Source organism: Phenylobacterium sp. (assembly GCF_024508875.1).
Taxonomy (GTDB): domain Bacteria; phylum Pseudomonadota; class Alphaproteobacteria; order Caulobacterales; family Caulobacteraceae; genus Phenylobacterium.
Map to the genome: position 1 here is coordinate 18,540 of NZ_JANINU010000016.1, position 25,583 is coordinate 44,122.

Sequence of the window (25,583 nt, forward strand, 5' to 3'; positions counted from 1 at the left end):
TTGCATTCAGCCGTTGCGCTTCACGTAGTTGCGGATCGTCGAGACGATGTGGTCCTGATCCGTCTCGGCCAGGTAGGCGTGCATCGGTAACGCCAGGACCTTGTGTGCGGCCGCCTCCGTCACCGGCAGGCCGCCGGGCTGGGGATAGCCCTTGTACGGCGCCTGCTGGTGCAGCGGGACGGGGTAGTAGACGGCGGTGGGCACGCCCTCGGCCTTCAGGTGGGCGGCCAGGCCGTCGCGGCCGTCGGTCTCGATGACATACTGGGCCCAGACAGAGACGCCGCCTTCGATCACCGGCGGCGCGCGGACCACGTCGCCAAGGCCCGTGGCGTAGCGGGCGGCCACGCGGTTCCGGGCGACGATCTCGTCGGCGAAGATGGTCAGCTTCTGGAGCAGGACCGCGGCCTGGATGGTGTCCATCCGGCTGTTCATGCCGACCCGCATATTCAGGTACTTGGGGTCGTGGTCGAAGGTGCGGCCTTCCAGGTCGGACTTCACCGCCTGGCCGTGGACGCGGAGGCTGACCAGCAGGTCGTGCAGGCGCGCGTCCTTGCAGAGCACAGCCCCGCCGTCGCCGTAGCAGCCCAGGGGCTTGGCCGGGAAGAACGAGGTGGTGGTCACGTCCGCCCAATGGATGGGGTGTCGGCCGCCCAGCGTGCAGCCGAAGCCCTGGGCCGAGTCCGAGATCAGCTTCAGGCCATGCTTCGCGCAGACGGCGGCGATGGCGGGGTAGTCCGCCGGTTGGCCGAACAGGTCGACGGCGATGACCGCACGGGGCGTGAGCTTGCCATCGGCCTTCACAGCCTGGACGGCCGCTTCGAGCTTCGCCGGGTCGAGGTTGTAGGTGTCGGGCAGGACGTCGACGAACACCGGCGAGGCGCCCACCAAGGGCATGGCCTCGGCGGTGGCGGCGAAGGTGAAGGACGGACAGAAGACGGCGTCGCCGGGCCCGATCTCCCAGGCCATCAGCGGCAGGACCAGGGCCTCCGTGCCCGAGCCGCAGGACAGGGCGTGCGGCGCCTGGCCGAAGGCGGCGAGCTCGGCCTCGAACTGGGCGATCTCGGGGCCCATGACGTAGGCGCCCGACCGGACCACCTTCAGGATCGCGTCTTCGAGGGGCTGGCCCAGGCGCTGGCGCTGGGCCTGCAGGTCGATGAAGGGGATCATGGCGGCGGCTTATGCCCTGCGTCGGCGGGCGGAGCCAAACACGCTTGGTATCGATCTGTTGCGCGGCGATGGCGCGCGAGCGGCCGCCCCGCCGATGGCGGAGCGGCCTTCGGATCAGGCCGCGCGTTCGCGGCGGCGGCGCAGGGCCGCGCCGGCGAGGCCGAAGCCGGAGATCATCAGCGCCCAGGTGGCCGGCTCAGGCACGGGCGTGGTGGCGAAGGCCGTCACCAGGCCGGCCCGCTGCTGGAAGAAGGCGGTGGTGTCGTTGACCCCGCCCTGGCGGCCGACCACGCGGGTCAGCATGTCCGAGCCGCCGGTGATGTAGTCGAACAGGCCCGTCTCGCCGCCGCTGAAGTTGAACACGTCCAGCAGCAGGTCGCCCTTGGTGGGGTCGTAGACGAAGGGGTTCTCGAACTGGATCAGCACGTCGAACGGCTGCACGCCCGAGGTCTTGGTCGGTGAGGTGCTGGTCAGGTGCAGCGGGCCGTCGAAGACGGTGGTGTTGTCGGCGCCGACGTTGGCGGCGAACGTGAGGCTGGCCGCCGCGAGGTCGGTGGCGGCGGTCGACAGGTTGATGGTGATGTTGTCGATCAGGGCGTCGAACGGCGCGCCGGGGGTGCCGCCGGTCGTCGCGAGGCGGAACTTGATGCCGTACAGCGTGACCGGGGCGTCGCCGAACGCGGAGCTGTTGTAGAACTGCTGGTAGCGCTGCGAGACGCCGTCCGCGAGGTCGAACGGCATGAAGTTGTTCGAGCCGCCCGACTGGCCGGCGTTGGCGCCCGGCACGATGATGTCGGCCGCGACGGCCGGCGCGGCGAAGAGCGTCAGCGCCGAGGCGGCGGCGACGGCGGACAGCGTAAGCTTGTGAAGGAACATGACCCACCCTCTGTGTTGAGGACGGGAGCCTTAGCCTTCGCGTGTGACGCGCCGGATTCGGCGGGACGTCAGCTTGACGACCCCGCCGTAACGCCGCCCGGACGGCGGCCTATTCCGCCTTGTAGACCGTCCCGTCCTTCATCACGAAGCCGACCTTCTGCAGGACGGCGACGTCCTTCAGCGGGTCGCCCTGGACGGCGATCAGGTCGGCGGCGTGGCCGGGCGTCAGGCTGCCGGCGACGTTCGAGATCTGCAGGTGGTCGGCGGCGTTGACCGTGGCGGCCTGGATCGCCTCCAGCGGCGTGAGGCCGGCCTTCACCAGCAGGGCGAACTCGCCGGCGTTGTCACCGTGGGCCGAGACGCCGGTGTCGGTGCCGAAGGCGATCTTGACGCCGCCGGCATGCGCGCGCCGGGCCATGTCCAGCATCTTGGGGCCGGCCTCCAGCGCCTTGGCCGATTGCGCCGGCGTCAGGAAGTTGTTGGGGCCCGAAGCAACGCGATAGACGAAGTCCCCGGCCATGAGCGTCGGGATCAGGTAGGCGCCGTTCTTCTTCATCAGGGCGATGCCCTCGGCGTCCAGATAGGTGCCGTGCTCGATGGAGTCGCCGCCGGCCTTCAGGAAGCTGTTGATGCCGTCGCCGCCGTGGGCGTGCGCGGTGACCCGCCGGCCCATGCGGTGGGCGCTCTCGACGATGGCCTTCAGCTCCTCGTCCGAGAACTGCTGGGCCAGGCCCGCGGCCGTGTTGGAGAGCACCCCGCCGGTGGCGGTGATCTTGATGATGTCGGCGCCCTTCCAGACCTGCTCGCGCACCGCGCGGCTGCAGTCGGCGGGTCCGGAGCAGACCGAGCCCGGCCGCAGCACGTGCATCACGTCCTCGCGGAAGCCGTTCACGTCGCCGTGGCCGCCGTGGACCGAGATAGCCGAGCCGGCGGCCACGATGCGCGGACCGGGCACGTCGCCCATGGCGGTCGCCTTGCGCAGGGCGAAGATGGCGTCGTTGTCGGCGCCCAGGTCGGCCACGGTGGTGAAGCCGGCCATCAGGGTGCGCTTCGCATAGCGCGCGCCATCCATCGCCTGCTGGGCCGAGCTTTCGGTCACCTCGTCCAGGCGCGAGGTGGGGCCTTGCTGGCTGGTGATGTGGACGTGGCTGTCGATCAGGCCGGGCAGGACGAAGCTGGACTTCAGATCGACGACCTTGCCGCCGGGCTCGGAGACGAAGCCGTCGGCGACGCGGACGACCTTGCCGCCCTGCACCACCAGGGTCTTGTTCGTCTCGACCTTGCCCGAGGCCGGGTCGACCAGCACGCGTCCGGCCTGGACGAAGGTGGCGGCGGGCGCCTGGGCCAGCGCGGGTGCGGAAAGGGCGGCCGCCAGCACGGCGCCGAGGATGAAGGTCTTCAAGGAACGTCCCCCGGAAACAAATCTGGGCGGACCCTAGGTTCGAAGTCCGGAAAGCGCCAGTGGGCGGTGCGCGCCGCTGACGCGCCGCGGCGGCGGAACGGTTTGCGCGCCCCGCATCCGACCTGCGCCGCAGGCCACCTTCTCCCGCGAGGGGAGAAGGGCGATCCGTGGCTCAGATCTGCCGTGCGCGGCCTTCCCAGTAGGGCGCCCGCACCTTGCCGCGCTGGATTTTGCCGGCCTCGGAGCGCGGCAGGCTGGTCACGAAGTCCAGGCTGCGCGGGACCTTGAAGCCGGGGAGGCTGTCGCGGGCGAAGGCCAGGATTTCGTTCGCCAGCAGGTCCGAGGGTTCGTAGCCGGGCTTCAGCAGGATCACCGCCTTCACCTGCTCGCCCCATTCGTCGTGCGGCACGCCCACGGTCGAGGAATCGGCGACGGCCTCGTGCTTGATCAGCTCGTTGTCGATCTCCTGCGGGTAGATGTTCACTCCGCCCGAGATGATCGTCTCGGCGCTGCGGCCGGTGAGGAACAGGTATCCGTCCTCGTCGAAGTAGCCCATGTCGCCCATGGTGAAGTAGTCGCCGACGCGGGACGCCTGGGTCTTCTTCTCGTCCTTGTAGTAGGTGAAGCCGCCGCCGGGCGGGAGCTGGTGGTAGATGGTGCCCGAGACGTTCGGCGGGCACTCGTTGCCGGCTTCATCCAGAATCTTGGAACCCAGCAGTTCCGGCTTCTTGCCCACCGAGCCGGGCTTTCGCAGCCACTCCTCGGAGTTGATCATGAACCCTGCGCCGCCCTCCGAGCCGGCGTAGTACTCGCTGAGGACCGGGCCGAACCACTCGATCATCGCGTGCTTCACTTCGGGCGGGCAGGGCGCCGCGCCGTGGACGATGTATTTGACGCTGGAGAGGTCGTACTTCGTCTTGATGGCGTCGGGCAGCGCCAGCAGGCGCTGGAACATGATCGGCACCAGGTGCATGTGGGTCACCCGGCGCTCGGCGATGGTGCGCAGGGTGTGCTCGCTGTCCCACTTGTCGAGGAAGACCAGGGTGGCGCCGGCGCCCATGGCGGCCCGCACGTCGAAGGCCAGCGGCGCGGCGTGGTAGGCAGGACCGGCGCACATCTGCACGGAGTCGGCGTCGTAGCCGCGCAGGGCGTACATCGCCTGGGGCGTGACGACCGGCGTCGGCCGGAAGACGCCCTTGGGGCGGCCCGTGGTGCCCGAGGTGTAGAGCATCTGGTTGCCTAGCGCCGGGTCGTCGATGTTCGAGGTGTCCAGGCCGGCCAGGGCTTGGTCGTAGGCGGTGAAGCCGTCGATGGGGACGCCGACCGCGACCTTGAGCTTCAGGTTCGGCGCCTGGGCGACGGCGGCGACGCCGGCCGGGATGCGGGCCTCGACGAACACCGCCTGGGCCTCGCAGTCGTTCAGGATGTAGGCGATCTCGTCGGTGGTCAGGTGCCAGTTGATCGGGGTGATCCGGAAGCCCGCGCGAAGGGTCGCCGACTGGATCTCCAGGAACTCGTGGCGGTTGGACAGCACCAGCGCCACGGCGTCGCCCGCCTTCAGGCCCGCGCCGCGCAGCAGGCGGACCAGGCGATTGGCGTTGGCGTTGACCTCCGCGAACGAGCGGCTGGTCCCGTCCGGATCGACGACGGCGGCCTTGTTCGGCTGGGCCTCGGCCCACACCGCCATGGTCATGCCGTTGAGCGCCGCCGCTTCGAGCTGCGCGTTCAGATCCTGACGTTCGAGCACCGCATCCATCCGTTTCCTCCGCGTACAGATTTACACTGTATCGTGATGTGTCTTCGAAAAGACCATGACACGCGGAAGGGCAGGCTGACTACCTCTCCTGACGCCTGGGAAGGGTGTGTGGCGACGGCTACGCCTTCATCCGCCGCACGACGAGGCCGCCCACCGTCGCGCCCACCGCGGTGAGGAACGTGCCCCAGGTGATGTCGATGACGGTGATCTGGGTGGCCCAGACCTTCAGCGTGGCCTGGTTGGTCAGGTCGTAGGTGGCGTAGCACAGGCCGCCAAGCATGGCGCCGGTCAGGGTGGTTGTCCGCAGCGGCTTGTCCCGCGTGGGCCAGACGGCCAGGGCGAGGATGCCGGCGATGTAGACGAAGTAGAAGACGACTGCCGGGCCGATCCGCGCCGACGGCAGGGCCACCGGATCCAGGGTCGGGAAATACACCTTCGGCCCGAACTGGGTGAGCCAGACGATGTCGAGCGCCAGGACGGCGAGCGCGGTGGCGAAATAGGTGGCGATCAGTCGGATCATCAGGCGTCCCCCCGAATGCTGGTCAGGCCGGCTTCAGCCGGTAGTGGCTGACGCCCCATTCCGTCCCGCCACGGTGACCGAACAGGCCCGCGGTGGCGAGGAAGAACAGCCGCCAGCGGCGATGCCAGAGCGTGGCGTCCTTGCCGTAGACGCTCTCCAGGACGGGACGGATCTCAGCGGCGTTGCGATCATAGGCTTCGAGCCAGTCCAACGCCGTCTTCTCGTAATGCGTCCCGCTCCAGCGCCAGTCCTGCTCGACCGTGAACAGGTCCGGGAACTGGGCCATCAGCCCGTGGCTTGGCATCACCCCGCCGGAGAAGAAGTACTTGCCGATCCAGTCGGCCTCGTCGTTCAGGTCGAAGCGGTAGGGCGTGGTCCTGTGCGTGAAGACGTGGATGAAGAGGCGGCCGTCGGGCTTCAGCCAGGTCTTCACGCGGCCGAGCAGGGCGCGCCAGTTCGACATGTGCTCGAACATCTCCACCGAGACGACGCGGTCGAATTCGCCGGGCGCCTCGAAGTCGTTCATGTCGCAGGTGATGACCTCGAGGTTCGTCAGACCCCGCTCCTGCGCGCGGGCCATGATGAAGGCCTTCTGGCTGGCCGAGTTCGAGACCGAGGTGACCTTGGCGTTCGGATAGGTCTTGGCCATCCAAAGGCTGAGCGAGCCCCAGCCGCAGCCCAGTTCCAGGATCCGCTGGCCGTCCTGCAGGTCGGCGTGCTCGGCGGTTTCCTTGAGCGCGTGCTCCTCGGCCTGGGCGATCGTGTCGCCGGGGTTGCGGTAGAGGCACGACGAGTACTTCAACTGCGGGCCCAGGCAGTTCAGGAAGAACTCGGCCGGCACCTCGTAGTGCTGGGCGTTGGCCGCGTCGGTGTGGGCGGCGATCGGGTGCTCGGCCATGTCGCGGGCGAAGGCGGCCTCGGTCCCGGGGCCGGCCTTGGCGTGCTCGCGCCGGGCGTTGGCGACCAGCAGGTGGATCGCGGTCTTGCGGACGGTGTCGGGAAGCGGCGCGCCTTCGAACGTGTCGATGATGGCGGAAGTGAAGCTCATGCGGACTCAGGAGGCTTTCGGTGGGAGGGGGAAGAAGACGCTGACGCGCCGTTGATAGTCGCGGAATGCGTCGCCGCGCGACTTCAGCATGGCCTCTTCCAGCGGCGGGACGCCCGAAACGTAGCGCAGCAGGCCGTACATGACGGCTGGGGCGACCAGGGTCAGAAGGCTGACCGGGCGGGACGGGTCGAGCGCCATGACCGGCCAGGCCATCCAGCCCAGCCACTGGAAGAAGTAGTTCGGGTGCCGCGACCAGGCCCAGAGGCCGGTGTCGATCACCTTGCCCTTGTTGGCCGGGTCGCCGCGGAAGCGTTTCATCTGGGCGTCGGCCAGCGTCTCTCCGGCCAGGGCGAGGAGATAGAGCGCGGCGGCGAGCGCGTCGCGGAGGTCAAGCTCGGGCGTCGGGCGCTGGGCGGCGGCGACCACGCTGAGCGCCAGGAGGGCGGTGGCGGGCGCCTGGGGCAGGCTGACCCACAGCATCATCAGGGGATAGTTCTTCGCGGTCTTGCGGAAGGCTGCGTAGCGGGCGTCCTCGGGATGGCCGGCGACGCGCGGCGCGAGATAGAGGCCAAGGCGCAGCCCCCAGGCCAGCATGAACGCCGCGATCAGCAGGCGCCGCGCCTGGCTGGCGTCGGTCCCGGTGGCGATCCAGGCGGCCGCGGCCAGCAGGATCCCCGTCCCGAAACTCCAGAAGACGTCGGTCCAGCCGCCGTTCTTCACGGCCAGGCCAAAGGCCCAGGCCGCGACCATGACGACGAGCATGGCCAGAAGGACGCCGGCGACGATCTGCAGCAGCATGGAAATCTCCCGCGGCGATACGATCATGATCCGCGACCGGACGCATCCGGGCCTGTGAGGAGGCCGTAGCATTTGCTAAGCACTCGGCGCGCGGTCGCACGCCGGGGGGCTTCGCGCGCAGACATAGGGTTGGAGCTTACATGAGCAGCGGTGAGCGGCTGAGCGTCGCCGTGGTCGGATCGGGAATCGCGGGCCTTTCGGCGGCCTGGCTGCTGTCGGAGAAGCACGACGTCACCCTGTTCGAGGCCGATCCCCGCCTGGGCGGCCATGCCAACACCGCCGAGGCGCCCGGCCGCCATGGACCGGTCCCCGTGGACACCGGCTTCATCGTCTACAACGAAGGCAACTATCCCAACTTCACGGCCCTGCTGGCGCACCTGGGCGTGCCCAGCGTCAACGCGGACATGAGCCTGTCGGTGAGCCTGGACGACGGCGACTTCGAATATTCGAGCTACGGCGCGCTCGGCGTCTTCGCGCAGAAGCGCAACCTGTTCTCGGCCCGGTTCTGGGCGATGCTGCGCGACATCACCCGCTTCTACCGCCATGCGCCGAAGGACCTGGCGCGGCTCGAGACGCCGTTGACCTCGCTCGAGGCCTACCTGGAAGAGAAGGGCTACTGCCAGGCGTTCCGCGACGACCACCTGCTGCCGCAGGCGGCGGCCATCTGGTCGACGCCGCTGAAGGAGATCGGCCAGTACCCGGCCGCCTCGCTGATCCGCTTCTTCCTGAACCACGGCATGATGAGCATCGTCGGCCGCGGCCTGTGGCGCACGGTGAAGGGCGGCTCGCGCCAGTACGTCGAGAAGCTCAGCGCCGCCTTCAAGGGCGAGGTGCGGAAGGGCGTGCGGGTGGCCGGTGTGCGCCGCGACGCCGCGGGCGCCGAGCTGCGGCTGGCGAGCGGCGGGCGCGAGCGGTTCGACCAGGTGGTGATCGCCACCCACGGCGACACCGCGCTGTCGCTGCTGGACGACCCCACCCCCGAGGAAAAGCGGCTGTTGGGCTGCTTCCGCTACTCGCGCAACCTGGTGGCCCTGCACACCGACCCGGTGCTGATGCCCAAGCGCCGCCGGGCCTGGTCGAGCTGGAACCACATCGGCCATCGCGACCGGCCCGGCGAGGGCGCCGTCAGCTACTGGATGACGCGGCTGCAGAGCCTGAAGGACGCGCCGGACCTGTTCGTGACCCTCAACCCCAACAAGGAGATCGCGGCCGACAAGCTGATCCGGACCGAGATCTACGACCACCCGCTGTTCGACGCCGGCGCCATCGCCGCGCAGACGGAGTTCTGGGATATCCAGGGCGTGCGGCGGACCTGGTTCTGCGGCTCGTACCTGGGCCACGGCTTCCACGAGGACGCGCTGCAGTCGGGCCTGGCGGTGGCCGAGCAACTGGGCGGCGTGCGCCGGCCCTGGACGGTGGAGAACGAGAACGGCCGCATCCATGTCCGCGAGCCCGCGGTGGCGGACGCGGCGGCGTGACCGCCTCCGGGCTCTATCCCGGGGTGGTGACGCACACCCGGATGAAGCCCCGCCGGCACGCCCTGCGCTACCGGATCTTCATGCTGCTGCTGGACCTGGACGAGCTGGCCGACCTGGACCGCGGCCTCAAGCTGTTCTCGCTGCGGCGCTTCAACCTGGTCGGCTTCGATCCGCACCGGCATGGCGACGGCTCGGCCACACCCCTGAAGGCCCAGGTGGAGGCCCAGCTCGCCGCGGCGGGCGTCGCCCACGGCGGCCCGGTCCGCCTGCTGGCCATGCCGCGCATCCTGGGCATGGGGTTCAACCCGCTGACGGTCTATTTCTGCCACGCCGCGGATGGGGCGCTGAGCGCCATCCTGTACGAGGTGAACAACACCTTCGGCGAGCGGCACAGCTACCTGATCCCCGCCGAAGCCGCGCCGATCGTGAAGCAGGCGTGCGAGAAGGGCTTCTACGTCTCGCCCTTCATGGACATGGCGCTCAGCTACGCCTTCCGCGTCCGGCCGCCCGGCGAGCAGGTGCAGGTCCTGGTGGACGTGGACGACGCCGACGGCCGCGTCCTGGCCACCGGATTCGCAGGCGAGCGCGAGGATCTGACCGACCGCAACCTGCTGCGCGCCTGGCTGCGGCATCCCTGGATGACGGTCGGCGTGCTGGGCGCCATCCACTGGGAGGCGCTGTTCATTTGGCTGAAGGGCGAGAAGATCCGCCAGCGGCCGCAGAAACCGGCCTGGCCGGTGACGGTGGTGACCCCGGCGGAACTGGCGAGCTAAGCGCGCCAGCGCCAGGCGGCGGCTACGCCCTGCGGAAGACGAAGATGTCGCCGACGCCGCCCAGGTCGATCGGCGGCCGATCGAGGACCAGCCCGGCCGTGGCGGCCAGAGGCTCGGGGTCGGCGACGTAGTAGGTCAGCCGCTCGGGTGAGCGCTGGACGATCCGGCCGCCCCCGTCCGCGACCGCGTATTCCAGCACCTGGTCCAGCCGGTTGATCCCCTCGCGGAAGGTGCGCTCGCGCACGAAAAGCAGGAGGCGGCGGCCATCGGGCGTCGCCAGGTCCAGCACCGGCAGGTCCGGGTTCGCCGGGCCGGGTCGGCGCATGATCTCCAGCCGCGGGAGGTGGAACGCGGCGAGCGCGCCGGGCGCAAGGTGGCGGGACGCGACGGCGAAGGTGTTCTTCCAGGCGGCTCCAGCCGGGACGTGGGCCAGGGTGAAGAACGGACAGATCACCAGGTCGAACGCGCGCTTCAGGTCCAGCGCGGTCATGTCGCCGCGCCGCAGTTCGATGCGGGCGCGGACGTCCGGCGCGAGGTCGGCGATCCGCGCCTTGGCCTGCGCCAGCATCGCGGGCGAGATGTCCACGCCCGTCACGTCGAAGCCGCGCACCGCGAGCGCCGAGGTCAGCCGGCCGGTCCCGGCGCCCAGTTCAAGGATCGCGCCGCCCGCGGGTGCCAGGCCCGCGTACACGTCCTCGTCGCCCCGCAGGCGGCCGTCCGCCCCGGTGATGAGGTCGTAGTACGCAACGCTGAGGCCGCCTGGGGCGTAGTAGGGCTTGGCCTTGACCATGCGCCGGTTGTGCCGCCGCGATTGCGCGCAATCAATCCGCGGGCCAAGTATCGCGCGTAAGGCGTCGCCATGAGAGGACCTCGATGACCAGCCTGATCCGACGTTTCCGCACCCTCGCCCTCGTAATGATCGCACCGCTCGCGCTCGCGGCGTGCGGCGTCAACGCGATCCCGACCAAGGAAGAAAAGGCCAAGGCCCAGTGGGCCGAGGTGCAGAACCAGTACCAGCGCCGGGCCGACCTGATCCCGAACCTGGTGGCGACGGTGAAGGGCTACGCGGCCCAGGAATCGACCGTCCTGATCGGGGTCAGCCAGGCCCGGGCCAGCGCCATGCAGGTGCGCTCCGACGCCGGCATCACCACGGATCCCGCCGCCTTCCAGCGCTACGCCGCCGCCCAGAACAGCCTATCGCTGGCCCTGGCGCCGATGCGCGTGCTGCAGGAGCAGTACCCGGACCTGAAGTCGAACGAGAACTTCATGGCGCTGCAGGCCCAGCTCGAGGGCACCGAGAACCGGATCGCCATCTCGCGCCGCGACTACAACGAGGCCGTCCGAGACTACAACACGACGCTGCGCACCTTCCCGCAGATCATCTGGGCGAAGACGATGTACAGCTCCTCACAGCCGATGCAGCTCTTCCAGGCGACCGCCACGGCCCAGTCCGCGCCGACGGTCGACTTCTCGCCCACGACGCCGTCGGCCGCCCCGCCTGCCGGCGCCGCGCCCGGCTCGCCGCCGCCGAAGTAAGTGGCTCTCGTCCGACGCCTCTGGCTGGCCCTCGCGCTGGCGCTGGTCCTGCCGGCGCTGGCTCTGGCCGCGCCCAAGTTCCCCCCGCTGACCGGCCGGGTGGTCGACGACGCCAACCTGCTGTCGCCGGCCGCCGAGGCGCGGCTGACCAGCGAGCTGGCCACCCTGGAACAGCAGACCGGCCACCAGCTTGTCGTCGTCACCCTGCCCGACCTGCAGGGCTATGAGATCGAGGACTACGGCTACCAACTCCTGCGCACCTGGGGCATCGGCCGCAAAGGGCAGGACGACGGGATCATCCTGATCGTGGCGCCCAACCAGCGGAAGGTGCGGATCGAGGTGGGCTACGGGCTGGAGCCGGTGATGACCGACGCGCTCTCCAGCCTGATCATCCAGCGGGCGATCCTGCCGGCCTTCAAGGCGGGCGACATGGAAAAGGGCGTGGTCGACGGGACCGAGGCGATCGCGCGTCAGATCGGCCTGCCGCCCGACCAGCAGCAGGCGGCCATCCGCGACGCCGAGGCCCAGGCCCAGCCGGCCGTGGCCGCCGACGGGCAGGGCGACAGCGGCTCGGGCATCCCGATCTTCATCGTCGTCATCGTGGTGTTCTGGATCCTCAGCGGACTGATGCGCGCCTTCGGGGCGCGCCGGCGGTTCGGCGGTAGCGGCCTGTGGTGGCTTCTGCCCTTCATTCTCTCTGGCCCCGGTTCGAGCGGACGCCGCGGCGGCGGCTGGTCCGGCGGCGGAGGCGGCTGGTCGAGTGGCGGCGGGGGCTTCTCCGGCGGCGGCGGATCGGGCGGAGGCGGCGGCGCCTCCGGGAGCTGGTGATGGCGAAGCTGGAACTCAGTCCCGAAGACCTGGCCCGTATCGAGGCGGCGGTGCGCGCGGCCGAGATCCGCACAACGGGCGAAATCTACTGCGTGGTCGCCGAGGAGAGCGCGGACTATCATGCGACGCCCCTGGCCTGGGCGGCCGGCGTCGCCCTGCTGGCGCCGGCGATCCTGCTGCTGTTCGGAATCCAGGTGACGGCCCCCGACATGTCCCTGTTCGGCGGCTGGACCGCCGACCAGGTCGAGGACGTGGGCGAGGCCACGGCCCGCGCGGCCCTGATCGGCACGCTGCTGCTGCAAGGCCTGCTGTTCGTGTCGACCTTCTTCGTGGTGGCGATTCCGCCCGTCCGGCGCTGGCTGACCCCGCGCGGCATGAAGCGCGACCGCGTGCGGATGCGCGCCGAGGAGCAGTTCATCTCCAAGAACCTGCACGCCACCCGCGAGCGGACCGGCGTGCTGATCTACGTCTCGGCGGCCGAGCGGATGGCCGAACTGATCGCCGACGAAGCCATCCATGCCCAGGTGCCCAACGACACCTGGGACAAGGCCATGGCGGCGCTGGTCACCGGCCTGCGCCATGGCCGCCCGGCAGAGGGCTTCACCGAGGCCATCGGCCTCTGCGCCGACGTGCTGGCCGACCGCTTCCCGGCCCGTTTCGGCGACAATCCCAACGAACTGGCCGACGCCGTCGTGGTGCTGCCGCGACCTTGAGGAGGGCCGCGCCGCCCCTCCGGTGTCTTCACATATATTGTTGTCCGGAAGTCATGGCGGCACCACAGTGCGCTCGGCTGTTGGACGCGGCCATCGAGGGCCGGCGTATTGGACGAAGACGAAGAGCAGAGCGAGACCGAGGCGCTGCGGGAGCGGCTGCGGCGGCTGGAGGCGGCCGTCGAGGCGACCGGCCTCGGACTGTGGGAATGGGATGTTCGCTCGGGCGCGCTGACCTGGAACGACCGGAATCGCCAGCTCTTCGGCGTAAGCCACGACCGCCCGCTGACGATCCAGCACTATCCCGAACTGGTGCATCCCGAGGATCGAGAGATCGTCCGCGAGGCCTATCTTGCCGCCAGCGAGCAGGCGGACGGCGGCCTGTTCAGCATCGAGCATCGCACCCGGCCGGGCCCCGACGGCAAGTGGCGCTGGATCCTGTCGCGGGGCCGGGTGCTCAAGGACCGGGACGGCGTGCGGATGGCCGTCGGCTCCAATCTCGACATCACGGACCGCAAGACCGCGGAGGAGCGGCGCAGCCTGGTGCTGCGGGAGCTCGCCCACCGCGCCAAGAACGGCATCGTCGTTATGATGACCATCGTCGCCCAGACGGCGAAGAGCGCGACGGGCGTGAAGGACTTCGAGCACCTCTTGATGTCGCGCCTGCGGTCGATGGCCGACAGCCAGGACCTCGTGACCCAGACGCAGGGGCGCTCGCTCCGGTTCGGCGACCTGCTTGGCCGCGCGCTCACGCCCTTCGACCCCGGCCGCTTCGACGTCGATCCAGCCGTCGGCGACCTGGCCATCTCCAACGAGATGGTGGTGGGGATGGCGCTGCTGCTCCACGAGCTCTCCACCAACGCGGTCAAGTACGGCGCACTGTCGTGCCCGGGCGGCCGGGTGAAACTGACCCTTGAGGTGGATGGCGAGCGAGCACGCCTTGGCTGGGTCGAGACGGGAGGGCCCGCGGTGAAGTCGCCCCCGCGGCGTGGCTTCGGCACGCGCCTGCTGGACATTTCGCTGCGCAACGACGGCGGGCACGTCGCCGCCCGGTTCGAGCCCGGGGGCTTCGAGGCCGACATCCACTTTCCGATCGCGGCGCCTTGATCGACGCCTACGGGCGCAGATTGCAGCTCGGTCATCGACCGGCGCTTTTCCTGCCCCTCCGCGGCGATGTAGCATCGGCGCAAGAAGGCGGAGATGCGGGCATGGCCTATACCCTCAACGTGAACGGCAAGGCGGTCAGCGCCGACGTGGACGGCGATACGCCGCTCCTCTGGGTGCTGCGCGACACGCTCGGCTTCGTCGGGACCAAGTACGGCTGCGGCGTCGCGGCCTGCGGCGCCTGCACGGTGCATGTGGACGGCGAGCCGATGCGCTCGTGCCAGATCCCGGTCGAGAGCGTCGGCAAGGCCAAGGTCAGCACCATCGAGGGCATGGCCGCCCATCCCGTGGGCAAGAAGGTCCAGGCGGCGTGGATGGAACTGGACGTGGCCCAGTGCGGCTACTGCCAGGCCGGCCAGATCATGAGCGCCACGGCGCTTTTGGCGAAGACGCCCAAGCCGACCGACGCCCAGATCGACGAGGCGATGAACGGCAACCTCTGCCGCTGCGCCACCTACGTCCGCATCCGCGCGGCCATCAAGCGCGCCTCCGGCCAGAAGGAGGCCTGAGCCATGACCTATCACGACCTCAACGCCAACCGGCGCGAGATCCTGACCTCGGTGGGCGCCGGCGGACTTACGCTGGCGTTCTCCATGGCCTCGAAGGCCGAGGCGCAGGACGGCGGCCTCAAGCCGCTGAACGCCTATGTCCGCCTGGCGCCCGACGGCAAGGTGACCATCCAGGCCAAGAACCCCGAGGTCGGCCAGGGCGTGCGCACCATGCTGCCCATGCTGATCGCCGAGGAACTGGACGTGGCCTGGGAGGACGTCGTCATCGAGACGGCGCCGAACGACCCGAAGACCTACGGCCGCCAGTTCGCGGGCGGCTCGATGGCCACGCCGATGCACTGGGAGGAGCTGCGCCGCGTGGGCGCGGTGGCGCGCGCCATGCTGATCCAGGCGGCGGCCACGGCCTGGAACTGCGGCCCGGGCGACTGCACGACCGCGCCGGGCGAGGTGATCCACACGCCGTCCGGCAAGAAGCGCACCTACGGCTCGCTGGCCCTGGCCTGCGCCAGCGTCACGCCGCCGGACCCGAAGTCGCTGACGCTGAAGGACCCCAAGGCCTACCGGATCATCGGCAAGCCCAAGGCCCAGTACGATGTCGCCAAGATCGTCACCGGCCAGCCGCTGTTCGGCATCGACGTGCGCCGGCCCGGCATGCTGTACGCCACCTACGAGAAGGCGCCGGTGTTCGCCGCCAAGGTGGCGAGCGCCGACCTCGAAGCGGCGAAGTCCGTGAAGGGCGTGCGCAAGGCCTTCGTGGTCGATGGCGATCCCAACGCCTTCGCGCCCGGGCCGGGCCAGATCGGCCAGGGGCTGATGCCCGGGGTCGCGGTTGTGGCCGATAGCTGGTGGGCGGCGCGCAAGGGCCGGGACAAGCTGAACACCAAGTGGGCGGACCATCCGACCAGCAAGCAGTCCAGCAAGCTGTTCGCCGAGCAGGCCAAGACGCTGGCGGCCGGCAAGGCCCAGCGCACGCCGCGCAACGACGGCGACGTGGACGCGGCCCTGAAAGCCTCGGCGAAGACCGTCGAGGCGGCCTACTTCTATCCGTTCCTCAGCCACGCCAACCTCGAGCCGCAGAACTGCACGGCCGAGTACAAGGACGGCAAGCTGGAGATCTGGGCGCCGACCCAGAACCCCGAGCCCGGCCGGCAACTGGTGGCCAAGACGCTGGGCATGAAGCCCGAGGACATCACGGTGCACATGGTGCGCGGCGGCGGCGGCTTCGGCCGGCGCCTCGCCAACGACTACATGGTCGAGGCCGCCTGGATCGCGCGGGAAGCCGGCGCGCCGGTGAAGCTGCTGTGGACTCGCGAAGACGACATGGCCCACGACCACTATCGGCCGGCGGGCTTCCACTTCTTCCGTGGCGGCGTGGACGCGGCGGGCAATGTCACCGCCTGGCACGACCACTTCGTCAGCTTCGGCGAGGGGACGGGCTTCTCCCCCAGCGCCGGGATGGGGCCGACCGAGTTCCCCGCGCGGTTCGTGCAGAACTGCCGCCTGGAGGTCTCGACCATGCCGCTGGGCGTGCCCACCGGACCGCTGCGGGCGCCGGGGTCGAACGCCCTGGCCTTCGTCATGCAGTCGTTCATCGACGAACTGGCGCATGCGGCGAACGCCGACCCGCTGGCCTTCCAGATCAAGCTGCTGGGCGACAAGGACGTGGTGGGCGAGGCGCCGGCCGCCTATGCCGCCGGGCGCATGCGCGGAGTACTGAAGGCCGTCGGCGAGATGTCGGGCTGGGCAAACCGCGGCAAGCTGCCCAAGGGCGAGGGCATGGGCGTGGCCTGCTACTACAGTCACCTGGGCTACTTCGCCGAGGTGGCGCACGTGGCCTGCTCGCCGGACGGCGCGGTGAAGGTGAAGAAGGTCTGGGTGGCCGCCGACGTGGGCAGCCAGATTATCAATCCGATGGGCGCGATGAACCAGGTCCAGGGTTCGGTGATCGACGGGTTGTCGGCGGCGCTGCACCAGCAGATCACCATCGACGGCGGCCGGGCCGAGCAGTCGAACTTCACCGACTACCCGCTCATGCGCATCTCCGAGGCGCCGCAGGTGGAGGTGCAGTTCCTGAAAACGAACTTCCCGCCGACCGGCCTGGGCGAGCCGGCCCTGCCGCCGGTGATCCCGGCGCTGACGAACGCCATCTTCGCCGCCACCGGCAAGCGCGTGCGCAGCTTGCCGGTCACGCCGGACATGCTGAAGGCGTAGGGCGTGATAGCCGACGGGGCGGAGGGATCCGACCCGCCGACGATGAAGGTCGTGGGGAAGTTGACCTGCGGCATCGACTGCGGGCCTTTTCCGGCCTGGAGTCACCCATGGCTGGAGTTCGGCATCGTGGTGGCTGCGGTCTGCGGAGTGGCCTGGGCGATCCGGGCCGTCAGGATGCGTCGATGAAGTTCAACATGGGGTGCGGGCTGCGCAAGAAGCCCGGCTACGTCAACGTCGACGCCTCGCCCGAGGCCCAACCCGACGAGGTGTGGGACCTGGAGGTTACGCCCTGGCCCTGGCCGTCGGATTGCGCCGACGAAGTCAGCTTCATCCACGCGCTGGAGCACATCGGCGGCAATCCCAAGGTGTTCGTGGCGATCATGCAGGAGCTCTACCGGATCTGCCGGGACGGGGCGCGGGTGGTGATCGACGTGCCCCATCCGCGGCACGACGACTTCCTGGCCGATCCGACCCACGTACGTGCGATCCTGCCCGAGACGCTGCAGCTCTTCGACCGGCAGCTCAACGAGCGGTGGCGGGCGGAGGGTCTGTCGAATACGCCGCTGGCGCTCTACGCGGGGGTCGATTTCCATCTGGCGGAACGGGCCGTGGTCCTGGCCGAGCCTTTCGCTTCCCGGTTCGACCGGGGTGAGCTCAGTGGCCACGAGGCCAGCGACCTGGTGCGGCATCAGTACAACGTCGCGCGCGCCTTCCATTTCGTGCTGGTGGCGCGCAAGCGGCCGACGGGCGGCTGACGCGGCCGGCGCCTATCGCTTGCGGGCGTAGGTGAGGATCAACGAATCCACGTCGGTGCGGACCAGTTCGGTCAGGGTGAAGTCGCGCCGCCTGTCGCTGTCGAACAGCTTCTTGCCCCCGCCCAGGGTGTAGGGCGTGAGCATCAGCCGGTACTCGTCGATCAGGTCCGCCTCGGCCAGGCTGTGGGCCAGGTTGGCGCCGCCGAAGCAGACCATGTCGCCGCCCGGGCCGGCCTTCAGGGCGGCGAGCTGGTCGATGCCGCTCAGCAGCGTGGCGTTCCAGCCCGGATCGCCCGACAGGGTCTTCGACACCACCACTCGGGCGCGGCGGTTATAGGCCACCGCGAAGTCGCGCATGTCCTGCGGCATGGCCTCGTTGTGCTCCGCGTCCAGCCAGAAGCCCTTCATGTACTCGAAGTTGACGCGGCCATAGACGAACAGGTCGCCCGTCTCCATGGCCCAACCCGACCACTTGGCCGCCACCTCGTCGGACCAGGGCGGGGGGACGAAGTCGCCGGCCGGACCGGTGGTGAAGCCGTCCAGGCTGACGCACTGGGAAACGATCAGCTTGCGCATCTGAGATTCCTTGGGGACGGACGGCGGGGCGCCGAACGACAAGCTCGATAAACAAAAACCAGTTGCAAAAAGCAATCGGAAAAATTGCGAACCTCTCTCAGGCGGCTTGCCAGCGCCGAGCCAGCGAATACGGTCGGCGCGCGAAGCACGGCGGAGGAACGGGTGGCTGAGGGGATCGACGCGACGGCGCGCCGGCCGACCCTGGCCGTCAAGTTCCTGTACGGCCTGGGCAACATGGGCGAGTCCGCCTTCATCGCCGCGGTCGCCTTCGCGTTCTTCTACTACACCGCCGTGCTGGGACTTTCGGGCAGCCTGGTGGGGACCGCGCTGTTCCTCGGCCTCTGCGCCGACGCGGTGGTGGACCCGTTCTTCGGCTCCTGGTCCGACAACCTGCGCTCGCGGTTCGGCCGGCGCGTGCCGCTCATGGCGTTCGGTGGGCCGCTCATGGCGGTCTCGGTGGGCATGCTGTTCGCCCCGCCGGCGGGCCTGCCCGACCTTGCGTTGTTCGCGTGGCTGTCTGGCTGGGCGATGCTGGTGCGCGCCGGCGTCTCGATGTTCCACGTGCCCTATGTGGCGCTCGGGGCCGAGATGTCGTCCGACTACCACGAGCGCTCCAGCGTCGTGGCCTGGCGCACGGTGTTCGGCATCCTCGCCACCGGCACGGCGACGGGCCTGGCCTACTCCGGCTTCTTCAAGGGCGAGGGCGGCCTGCAGCGCCTGGAGAACTATCCGCCGTTCGGCTGGACCATCGCGGCGCTGATCGCCGCCTCGACCCTGATCTGCACACTGGGCGTGACCCGCTACGCCGCCGGCCTGCCGGCGGAGGCGCCCGTCGCAAAGACCCTGCTGAGGCGACTGCCGGGCGAGGTGGCGGAGATGTTCCGCAACGCCTCGTTCCGTACGCTCTTCTTCTCGGCGGCCGTCTGCTACACGGCCGTGGGGGTGAACCAGGCCTTCAACAGCCACGCCTACGTCTTCGTCTGGAAGCTCCAGCCGGACATGATCCAGACGGTCACGTTCTCATTCCTCGGCGGCCTGTTCCTCGGCGTCCCAGCGACGCCGCTCATCGTGCGGGCGCTGGAAAAGAAGACCGTGGTGCTGATCGGCATGGGCCTGGTGGCCGCCGCCTGGCTGCTGATGGGCGTCCCGCGCCTCGCCGGGCTGGTCGCGCTCTCGGGCCGAGCGGCCGTGCCGTACCTGGCCAGCCTGGCGGCGGTGATGGGGATCGGCGCCGGCTTCTGCGCGATCGGCTATCCGTCGATGATGGCGGACGCGGCGGACGAGCACGAGTTGCTGTTCGGCCGGCGAAGGGAAGGCCTCTACTTCGCCGGCCTCGGCTTCGCCTTCAAGGCCGCCACGGGACTGGGCGTGCTGGTCTCGGGGCTCGCGCTGGATGTCATCGGCTTTCCCAAGGACGCCGGCCGCAAGGTGGGGCTGGCGTTGCCGGAGGCGTTGCAGGACCGGGTGGTCTTCGCCTGGGCGCCGTTCTCGGCGCTGTTCGTCTTCGCGGCCATGGCCCTGGTCGCGGCCTATGGGATCAGCCGCCTGCGCCACGCCGCGGTCGCCGCGGCGTTGCAGGCGCGTCGCGGCGACCCGGAGGCCTGACGCAACGTCACGGTTGCCACGCCTCCCGAGGGGCGTACCGTTCTCGCAAAGAGAGCCGCACGGGGAGGACACCAGGTGGCGGTCGTGGAAGGCCTGGGCGGCGCGGCCGCCGGAACCGCGGCGTCGCCGTGCGTCGAAACACTGCGGCCGCCGGCGGCGGTCAAGTTCTTCTACAGCATCGGCCAGTTCGTCGAGTCCGGCTACCTGGCCATCAACACCTTCATCTTCTTCTACTACACGGCGGTGCTCGGGCTCTCGGGAAGCCTGGTGGGCGCGGCGCTGGCCATCAGCATGACCGCCGACGCGGCGCTGGATCCCCTGATCGGCTCATGGTCGGACAGCGTGCGCTCGCGCTTCGGCCGTCGCCTTCCGATGATGCTGCTGGCGGCGCCGCTGACGATGATCGCCATGGGGCTGCTGTTCGCCCCCCCATCGGCGCTGACGCCGATCGCCCTGTTCGTCTGGCTCACGCTCACCAAGGGCGCCGTGCGGGCCTTCGCCTCGATGTACAACATCCCCTACTTCGCGCTCGGCGGAGAGATGTCGGACGACTACGTCGAGCGCTCGCGCATCGTGGCCTACCGCCTGCTGTCGGGCATCGTGGTCAGCGTCCTGATCACGGCGCTGGCCTATTCGGTGTTTTTCGCGGGCGAGGGCGGCCTGCAGCGGCCGGACAGCTATCCCCAGTTCGGCTGGACCATCGCCGCGCTGGTGCTGATCGGCGGCCTCGTTTGCTGCGCCGGCGTCTGGCGCTACGCCGCTTCGTTGCCCCAGCCGGTCGAGCCGCCCCAGCCCATGTTGCGCCGGTTTGCCGGCGAGGTGGTCGAGATGGCGCGCAACCCGACTTTCCGCGTGCTCTTCCTCTCGATGCTGCTGTTCGCCAGCGCCGCCGGCCTCCACATGGCGCTGAACAACCACAACTACGTCTTCGTCTGGAAGCTCCGGCCCGAGACGATCCAGATCCTGACCTACACCTACCTCGCCGGCATCCTGGCCGGTGTCCCGCTGACGCCTGCGCTGCTCCGCAAGTTCGAGAAGAAGGTGGTAGTGGCTTTCGGCTTCGTCGCCGTCACAGCCGCCTGGCTGGTCGTGCCTGGGCTCCGTGGCTTCGGCTTCCTGGCCCCAACCGGCGCGGCCGCGCTGCCCTGGCTGGCGGCCACGTCGCTGGTGTTCGGCCTGGGCTCGGGCTTCATCTTCATCGCCTATCCCTCGATGATGGCTGACGCGGCCGACGAGCACGAGCATCGCCAGGGCGTCCGCCGCGAGGGGCTGTTCTTCTCGGGGCTCGGCTTCGCCGGCAAGGCCGCGGGCGGGATGGGCCTGCTGCTGGGCGGCTTTGCGCTCGACCTGCTCCATTTCCCGCGCGAGGTGGGCCGCGACGCGCACGCGGCGGTGTCGGGCGACGTGCTGTCCCATCTCGTGCTGGCCTGGGGCTGGCTGCCCGCCGCCCTGGTCGGCGTTGGGGCCGCGATCTTCGCGCCTTACGCGATCACCCGGGCGCGGCACGAGGAAATCTCGACGGAGCTGCGCCGACGCCGCGGCCTGGCCGGTGAGTGAACGGGCGATTCCTTCGGCGATGTAAGTTGCCAGCCGCCCCAGGAACGATACCGTTCCTTCCAACAATTAGACGTACGGGAGGAACGAGTTGGCGGCGGTTGACGCACTAGGTGGGCCCGCGCCCGCCGTGGCCGAGGGCGAGCTGAAGCCGCCGTTCCATGTGAAGCTGCTGTACGCGTTCGGCCAGGCGATCGAGTCCGGCTACCTGATCGTCGCCGGCTTCGTGTTCTTCTACTACACGGCCGTCCTCGGGCTCTCGGGCACGATGGTCGGCGTGGCCCTGGCGATCAGCATGTGCCTGGACGCCGTGATGGACCCGCTGATCGGGTCGTTCTCCGACAACCTGCGCAGCCGCTTCGGCCGGCGCCTGCCGCTGATGGCGCTGGGCGCGCCGCTGACCGGCCTGGCGCTCTGGATGCTGTTCTCGCCGCCGCTGGGCCTTCAACCGCTGATCCTGTTCACCTGGCTCGTCGTCTTCAAGATGAGCCTGCGGGGCGTGGCTTCGCTCTACAACCTGCCCTACGCCGCGCTGGGGGCCGAGATGGCCAGCGGCTATGCCGAACGTGCGAGCGTCGTCGCCTACCGTGGCGCCTTCGGCGTGCTGATCAGCATCGCCGTGACGATCCTGGCCTACTCGTACTTCTTCGCCGGACCTGGGGGCATCCAGCAACGCGCCTACTACCCCGCCTTCGGGATGGGGATGGGCCTGATGCTGTTCGGCGCGGGCGCGATCTGCTGCCTGGGCGTCTGGTCCTACGCGCGCCAGCTGCCCCAGCCGACGACGCCGGGCGCCACGCTGTTCGGCGGTCTGGCCCGCGAACTGCCCGAGGTGTTCCGCAACGCCTCGTTCCGGTCGCTGTTCGTCTCGGCCCTGCTGTTCTGGATCGCCGCCGGCATCAACGGCGCGCTGAACAACCACGCCTACACCTTCGTCTGGAAGATGACGCCCCAGCTCATCCAGCCGGTGAACCTCGCCTTCTACGTGGCGATCATGCTGGGCGTGCCGGTCACCCGGCCCCTGTTGAATCGCTTCGAAAAGAAGACCGTGATCCTTCAGGGCCTGGGGCTGGTGATCCTGTCGATGACGATCGTCCACACCTTGCGTGCGCTGGGTGTCTTCGCGCCGGTGGGCGAGGCGGCTGTGCCCTTCCTGATGGCAAACGCCGCCGTGGGTGGGGTCGGGGTCGGCCTGCTGGTCGTCGCGTACCCGGCCATGATGGCCGACGCGGCCGACGAGCACGAGGTCCTGTTCGGCGCCCGGCGCGAAGGGCTGTACTTCGCCGGCCTGGGGTTCGCGTCCAAGGCGGCGTCGGGGCTGGGCCAGATGGCGGCGGGCTTCGCCCTCGACGCCCTGCGCTTCCCCGACACTGCGCACGCCGCCCTCGGCGCCACGGTCCCCGAGCACACGCTACGCCTGCTGATCCTCGCCTGGGGCCCGCTGGCCGCGGTGTTCGGCGTCGGGGCAGGCCTTGCGCTGCTGCCCTACGCCGTCAGCCGCGAGCGCCACGCCGAACTGGCCGCGCGCCTCCAGGTGAAGCGCGCCGAGGACGTGCGGGCAGGGCGGAGTTCCTAGAACCCTCCTCTCCCACTTCGCGGGAGACGAAAGAGTGGAAGTCAGTGCGGCACGTAGCTGCGCAGCACGTCCTCGATGATCCGTTCGAGCTGCTCAATGGTGCCGCATTGCTTGGCCACGTGGCAGAAGCGGGCATAGCGGTTCATGACGCTGTCGCCCTGGCCCCAGTAGCTCTCGGGCTCGGGGTTCAGCCAGATCACGGCCCGGGCCCGGTCATGGATCGTGCGCATGATGTCCAGGCGCGGGTCCGCGAAGTTCGACCGGCCGTCGCCCAGGAAGATCACCGTGGTCCGGCGGTCCAGGCTTTCCAGGTGCTGCTCGGCGAAATCCTGTAGCGAGCGTCCGTAGTCGGTCTGCTGAAAGCCGATCTCCTGCAGCACCTTCAGGATCGCCCCGTCGACGCCGTTCTCCTCCAGGATCTCGGTGACGCTGATCATCCGTCCGGAAAAGGCGAAGGCCTCCATCCGGTCGACCACCTCGTTCAGCGAATACAGGAAGGTCAGCAGGAACTGGGCGGCGGCGGCCACCGATTTGCTGACGTCGCAGATCGCCACGATCGACGGGCGGTCGATCTTCTTGACCTTCCACTCGATGTTGAACGGCACGCCCCCATAGGCCATCGACCGGCGCAGGGTCTTGCGGACGTCCAGGTGGCCCTTCTGCGCCGCCTGGCGGCGGCGCGAATATTTGGCCGCGAGGCGCTTGGCCATCTTCTTCACCAGCGCCTGCATGAGCTGGTAGTCGACCGGATCGACACCGCCGTCGGCGTTGAGCTGCTTTCGCGCCAGCCGCTCCTCCCGCAGTTCACGCGCGCTCCCCGCGGCATAAAGATCGTGTTGGCGGGCCACGTACTGCTGCGCCTCGGCGAACAGGTCGCGGCGCGCCTGGTCCAAGCGGTCGGCCAGGCCCTCGCCCTCGCCGTTCGGCATCCGACGGGCGTTGGCGATGATCCTCTCGATCTCCTCCAGCCCCATCTCCTCCAGCAGCCGGCGGGTGAGGCGCGAGCGCTGGGTGGTCAGGCGGATGTCGGCGACGCCGGCCCGGTTGGCGGCCTCTTCCATCGACTGCTGGATCTGGGCGTTGTCACCCTCCAGCACCGCCCTGGCGAGGGGCGAGCTCTCCACCGCGGCCAGATCCTGTTCGGACGGCGCCTCCCGCTCGGATCCCTCGGGCGGCGGCGCCAGGGCGTCGCGAGCGAAGAAGGTGTCGAACACCGTCTCGAACCGGTCCACCTCCTCGGCCGACTTGGCCAGGGTCGAGCACAGGGCGTCGCGGAACAGGGTCCGGTCGCCATAGCCGGTGACGGCCACGGCTCGGCTTGCGTCGATCGCCTCGGCCGGGGAGACCCGAACGTCGGCGGCTCGCAGCGCACGGAAGAACTGTTCGAGGGTGTGCTGCATCAGTGGCGATGCAGCAGCTCGACCACCTGGGGCTCGATGGCGCCGATGTCCTGCTCGAACTTGAGGATCACGTTCAGGGTGTCGCGCACCACGTCGGCCGACAGGCTGTCGGCGTGCAGCAGCACCAGCGCGCGGGCCCAGTCCACGGTCTCGGAGATGGAGGGCGACTTGCGCAGGTCCAGGGTCCGCAGGGTCTGCACGAAGGACACCAACTCGCGGGTCAGCTTGGCCTCGATGCCCGGCACGCGGGTGGCCACGATCCGCTCCTCCAGCGCCGCCTCGGGCAGCGGAATGTGCAGGTGCAGGCAGCGGCGCTTGAGGGCGTCGCCCAGGTCGCGGACGTTGTTCGACGTCAGGAACACCAGCGGCGGGGTCTTGGCCTTCAGCACGCCCAGCTCCGGCACCGATACCTGGTAGGCGGACAGCACTTCCAGCAGGAACGCCTCGAACGCCTCGTCCGACTTGTCGACCTCGTCGATCAGCAGGACGCAGCCGTCATCCTCGCGCAGCGCCTTCATCAGCGGGCGCGGCTCCAGGAACGGCTCGGAGAAGAACAGGTCGCCCATGCCGTGCAGACGGTCCATGGCGGCGTCCATGTCGGGCGCGTCGGCCAGGGCGTCGCCCATCCGGTCCTTGAGGATCTGGGTGTAGAGGAGCTGCTTGCCGTACTTCCACTCGTATAGCGCCTTGGACTCGTCCAGGCCCTCGTAGCACTGCATGCGGATCAGCGGCAGGCCGAGCAGCTTGGCGGTGGAGAGCGCCAGCTCGGTCTTGCCGACGCCGGCCGAGCCTTCGACCAGGATCGGCTTCTCCAGCTTCACGGCCATGAACAGGGCGGTGGCGATGCGGCGCGAGGAAATGTAGCCGACCGAGCCCAGGCCCTCGATCAGGGCGTCGACAGAGGCCAGCGGGTCGGCGGCGTTGGCCGCGGCCGCCGGGTTGGAAATGGTCAAAGCAACGGTCTTTCGAAATGGACGTCTGAAAGCCCGATTGTGCCGTGGTCGGCGTCCGCAGGCAAACAGCCGTTTGACGGGGTGCGGACGGACGCCGCGAAGCCCGTAGGGTCCGCCTTCCAAGCGGCGTAGCGAACCGGCAGGCAACGGGCGCAGGGGCGGTAGCCCGCCGCGAGCGCGGCGGCTTCGTCGGCGAAGAAGACGCGATGGCGTACGTAGTGGCCGGCCGCGATCCAGCGAAGCGCGCTGGGGCAGTCCAGGCGGCCGTAACCCTTGAGCCGCCGGTGGCCCCCGAACCGGCCGGGGGTCTCGCTCACATAGGGGCGGCCGTCTGGGCCGATGAGGCGGAACATGCCCGATCATCGCCGTGCGACGATCGGGCCGCTCG

The 25,583-nt window shown here is 69.5% G+C and carries 24 protein-coding genes; 12 read left to right on the top strand and 12 right to left on the bottom strand.

Annotation, left to right across the window (positions count from 1 at the left end):
• Nucleotides 1–6: 6 nt before the first annotated feature.
• The 7 genes from Q0L11_RS02050 to Q0L11_RS02080 form a co-directional block, all read right to left on the bottom strand.
• A complete protein-coding gene (locus Q0L11_RS02050) occupies nucleotides 7–1,167 on the bottom strand; it encodes a DegT/DnrJ/EryC1/StrS aminotransferase family protein (protein WP_296595182.1) in 1,161 nt (386 codons plus the stop codon).
• 114 nt (nucleotides 1,168–1,281) lie between these two features.
• Nucleotides 1,282–2,043 carry a PEPxxWA-CTERM sorting domain-containing protein gene (locus Q0L11_RS02055; RefSeq protein WP_296595183.1) on the bottom strand — a complete coding sequence of 254 codons (762 nt, stop codon included), beginning with the start codon at nucleotides 2,041–2,043 and terminating at the stop codon, nucleotides 1,282–1,284.
• A gap of 109 nt (nucleotides 2,044–2,152) precedes the next feature.
• Entirely contained in the window at nucleotides 2,153–3,433 is a 1,281-nt protein-coding gene (locus Q0L11_RS02060; RefSeq protein WP_296595222.1) for an amidohydrolase family protein, read from the bottom strand.
• A 184-nt stretch (nucleotides 3,434–3,617) separates the two neighbouring features.
• Nucleotides 3,618–5,201 carry an AMP-binding protein gene (locus Q0L11_RS02065; RefSeq protein ID WP_296595184.1) on the bottom strand — a complete coding sequence of 528 codons (1,584 nt, stop codon included), beginning with the start codon at nucleotides 5,199–5,201 and terminating at the stop codon, nucleotides 3,618–3,620.
• A 118-nt stretch (nucleotides 5,202–5,319) separates the two neighbouring features.
• A complete protein-coding gene (locus tag Q0L11_RS02070; protein ID WP_296595185.1) occupies nucleotides 5,320–5,721 on the bottom strand; it encodes a DUF2177 family protein in 402 nt (133 codons plus the stop codon).
• A gap of 22 nt (nucleotides 5,722–5,743) precedes the next feature.
• Nucleotides 5,744–6,769 (bottom strand): cyclopropane-fatty-acyl-phospholipid synthase family protein, encoded by a 1,026-nt coding sequence (locus Q0L11_RS02075; protein ID WP_296595186.1) that lies wholly within the window; start codon nucleotides 6,767–6,769, stop codon nucleotides 5,744–5,746.
• A gap of 6 nt (nucleotides 6,770–6,775) precedes the next feature.
• Nucleotides 6,776–7,567, bottom strand: coding sequence for a DUF1295 domain-containing protein (locus Q0L11_RS02080; protein ID WP_296595187.1), 792 nt, complete (start codon nucleotides 7,565–7,567; stop codon nucleotides 6,776–6,778).
• 140 nt (nucleotides 7,568–7,707) lie between these two features.
• Here Q0L11_RS02080 and Q0L11_RS02085 point away from each other — a divergent pair, with 140 nt between their 5' ends.
• Nucleotides 7,708–9,045 (top strand): NAD(P)/FAD-dependent oxidoreductase, encoded by a 1,338-nt coding sequence (locus tag Q0L11_RS02085; RefSeq protein ID WP_296595188.1) that lies wholly within the window; start codon nucleotides 7,708–7,710, stop codon nucleotides 9,043–9,045.
• Nucleotides 9,042–9,818, top strand: coding sequence for a DUF1365 domain-containing protein (locus Q0L11_RS02090; protein ID WP_296595189.1), 777 nt, complete (start codon nucleotides 9,042–9,044; stop codon nucleotides 9,816–9,818). Before Q0L11_RS02085 ends, Q0L11_RS02090 begins: the two co-directional genes overlap by 4 nt.
• A 22-nt stretch (nucleotides 9,819–9,840) precedes the next feature.
• Here Q0L11_RS02090 and Q0L11_RS02095 read toward each other — a convergent pair whose 3' ends face one another.
• Nucleotides 9,841–10,608, bottom strand: a complete 768-nt coding sequence (locus Q0L11_RS02095; RefSeq protein WP_296595190.1) for a bifunctional 2-polyprenyl-6-hydroxyphenol methylase/3-demethylubiquinol 3-O-methyltransferase UbiG — start codon at nucleotides 10,606–10,608, stop codon at nucleotides 9,841–9,843.
• A gap of 83 nt (nucleotides 10,609–10,691) precedes the next feature.
• On the opposite strand from Q0L11_RS02095, the gene Q0L11_RS02100 reads away from it, so the two are divergent.
• The 7 genes from Q0L11_RS02100 (at nucleotide 10,692) to Q0L11_RS02130 (ending at nucleotide 17,531) form a co-directional block, all read left to right on the top strand.
• A complete protein-coding gene (locus tag Q0L11_RS02100) occupies nucleotides 10,692–11,354 on the top strand; it encodes a LemA family protein (protein WP_296595191.1) in 663 nt (220 codons plus the stop codon).
• Nucleotides 11,355–12,182, top strand: a complete 828-nt coding sequence (locus Q0L11_RS02105) for a TPM domain-containing protein (RefSeq protein WP_296595192.1) — start codon at nucleotides 11,355–11,357, stop codon at nucleotides 12,180–12,182.
• On the top strand, nucleotides 12,182–12,895 hold the full coding sequence (locus Q0L11_RS02110) for a TPM domain-containing protein (protein WP_296595193.1): 714 nt from the start codon (nucleotides 12,182–12,184) through the stop codon (nucleotides 12,893–12,895). Before Q0L11_RS02105 ends, Q0L11_RS02110 begins: the two co-directional genes overlap by 1 nt.
• Before the next feature lie 108 nt (nucleotides 12,896–13,003).
• On the top strand, nucleotides 13,004–13,999 hold the full coding sequence (locus Q0L11_RS02115; RefSeq protein ID WP_296595194.1) for an HWE histidine kinase domain-containing protein: 996 nt from the start codon (nucleotides 13,004–13,006) through the stop codon (nucleotides 13,997–13,999).
• Between the two features lie 101 nt (nucleotides 14,000–14,100).
• Complete coding sequence (locus Q0L11_RS02120) at nucleotides 14,101–14,565, top strand: (2Fe-2S)-binding protein (RefSeq protein WP_296595195.1); 465 nt, start codon at nucleotides 14,101–14,103, stop codon at nucleotides 14,563–14,565.
• A gap of 3 nt (nucleotides 14,566–14,568) precedes the next feature.
• The gene (locus Q0L11_RS02125; RefSeq protein WP_296595196.1) at nucleotides 14,569–16,776 is read left to right on the top strand and encodes a xanthine dehydrogenase family protein molybdopterin-binding subunit; all 2,208 of its coding nucleotides are present in this window, start codon (nucleotides 14,569–14,571) and stop codon (nucleotides 16,774–16,776) included.
• Nucleotides 16,777–16,958: 182 nt separating this feature from the next.
• On the top strand, nucleotides 16,959–17,531 hold the full coding sequence (locus Q0L11_RS02130) for a hypothetical protein (protein WP_296595197.1): 573 nt from the start codon (nucleotides 16,959–16,961) through the stop codon (nucleotides 17,529–17,531).
• A gap of 12 nt (nucleotides 17,532–17,543) precedes the next feature.
• Here Q0L11_RS02130 and Q0L11_RS02135 read toward each other — a convergent pair whose 3' ends face one another.
• Entirely contained in the window at nucleotides 17,544–18,107 is a 564-nt protein-coding gene (locus Q0L11_RS02135) for a dihydrofolate reductase family protein (protein WP_296595198.1), read from the bottom strand.
• A 162-nt stretch (nucleotides 18,108–18,269) separates the two neighbouring features.
• Between Q0L11_RS02135 and Q0L11_RS02140 the strand changes: the two genes are divergently transcribed.
• The 3 genes from Q0L11_RS02140 to Q0L11_RS02150 all read left to right on the top strand — a co-directional run bounded on the left by Q0L11_RS02140 (nucleotide 18,270) and on the right by Q0L11_RS02150 (nucleotide 22,842).
• Entirely contained in the window at nucleotides 18,270–19,712 is a 1,443-nt protein-coding gene (locus tag Q0L11_RS02140) for an MFS transporter (RefSeq protein WP_296595199.1), read from the top strand.
• Between the two features lie 75 nt (nucleotides 19,713–19,787).
• Nucleotides 19,788–21,269, top strand: coding sequence for an MFS transporter (locus Q0L11_RS02145; RefSeq protein ID WP_296595200.1), 1,482 nt, complete (start codon nucleotides 19,788–19,790; stop codon nucleotides 21,267–21,269).
• Nucleotides 21,270–21,357: 88 nt separating this feature from the next.
• Nucleotides 21,358–22,842, top strand: a complete 1,485-nt coding sequence (locus Q0L11_RS02150; RefSeq protein ID WP_296595201.1) for an MFS transporter — start codon at nucleotides 21,358–21,360, stop codon at nucleotides 22,840–22,842.
• A gap of 41 nt (nucleotides 22,843–22,883) precedes the next feature.
• Here Q0L11_RS02150 and Q0L11_RS02155 read toward each other — a convergent pair whose 3' ends face one another.
• Genes Q0L11_RS02155 through Q0L11_RS02165 form a run of 3 tightly spaced genes read right to left on the bottom strand, consistent with a single transcriptional unit; the run spans nucleotide 22,884 to nucleotide 25,548 of the window.
• Nucleotides 22,884–24,242, bottom strand: coding sequence for a VWA domain-containing protein (locus tag Q0L11_RS02155; RefSeq protein WP_296595202.1), 1,359 nt, complete (start codon nucleotides 24,240–24,242; stop codon nucleotides 22,884–22,886).
• A complete protein-coding gene (locus Q0L11_RS02160; RefSeq protein ID WP_296595203.1) occupies nucleotides 24,242–25,195 on the bottom strand; it encodes a MoxR family ATPase in 954 nt (317 codons plus the stop codon). Before Q0L11_RS02160 ends, Q0L11_RS02155 begins: the two co-directional genes overlap by 1 nt.
• A complete protein-coding gene (locus Q0L11_RS02165) occupies nucleotides 25,192–25,548 on the bottom strand; it encodes an Ada metal-binding domain-containing protein (protein ID WP_296595204.1) in 357 nt (118 codons plus the stop codon). Before Q0L11_RS02165 ends, Q0L11_RS02160 begins: the two co-directional genes overlap by 4 nt.
• Nucleotides 25,549–25,583: the final 35 nt, after the last annotated feature.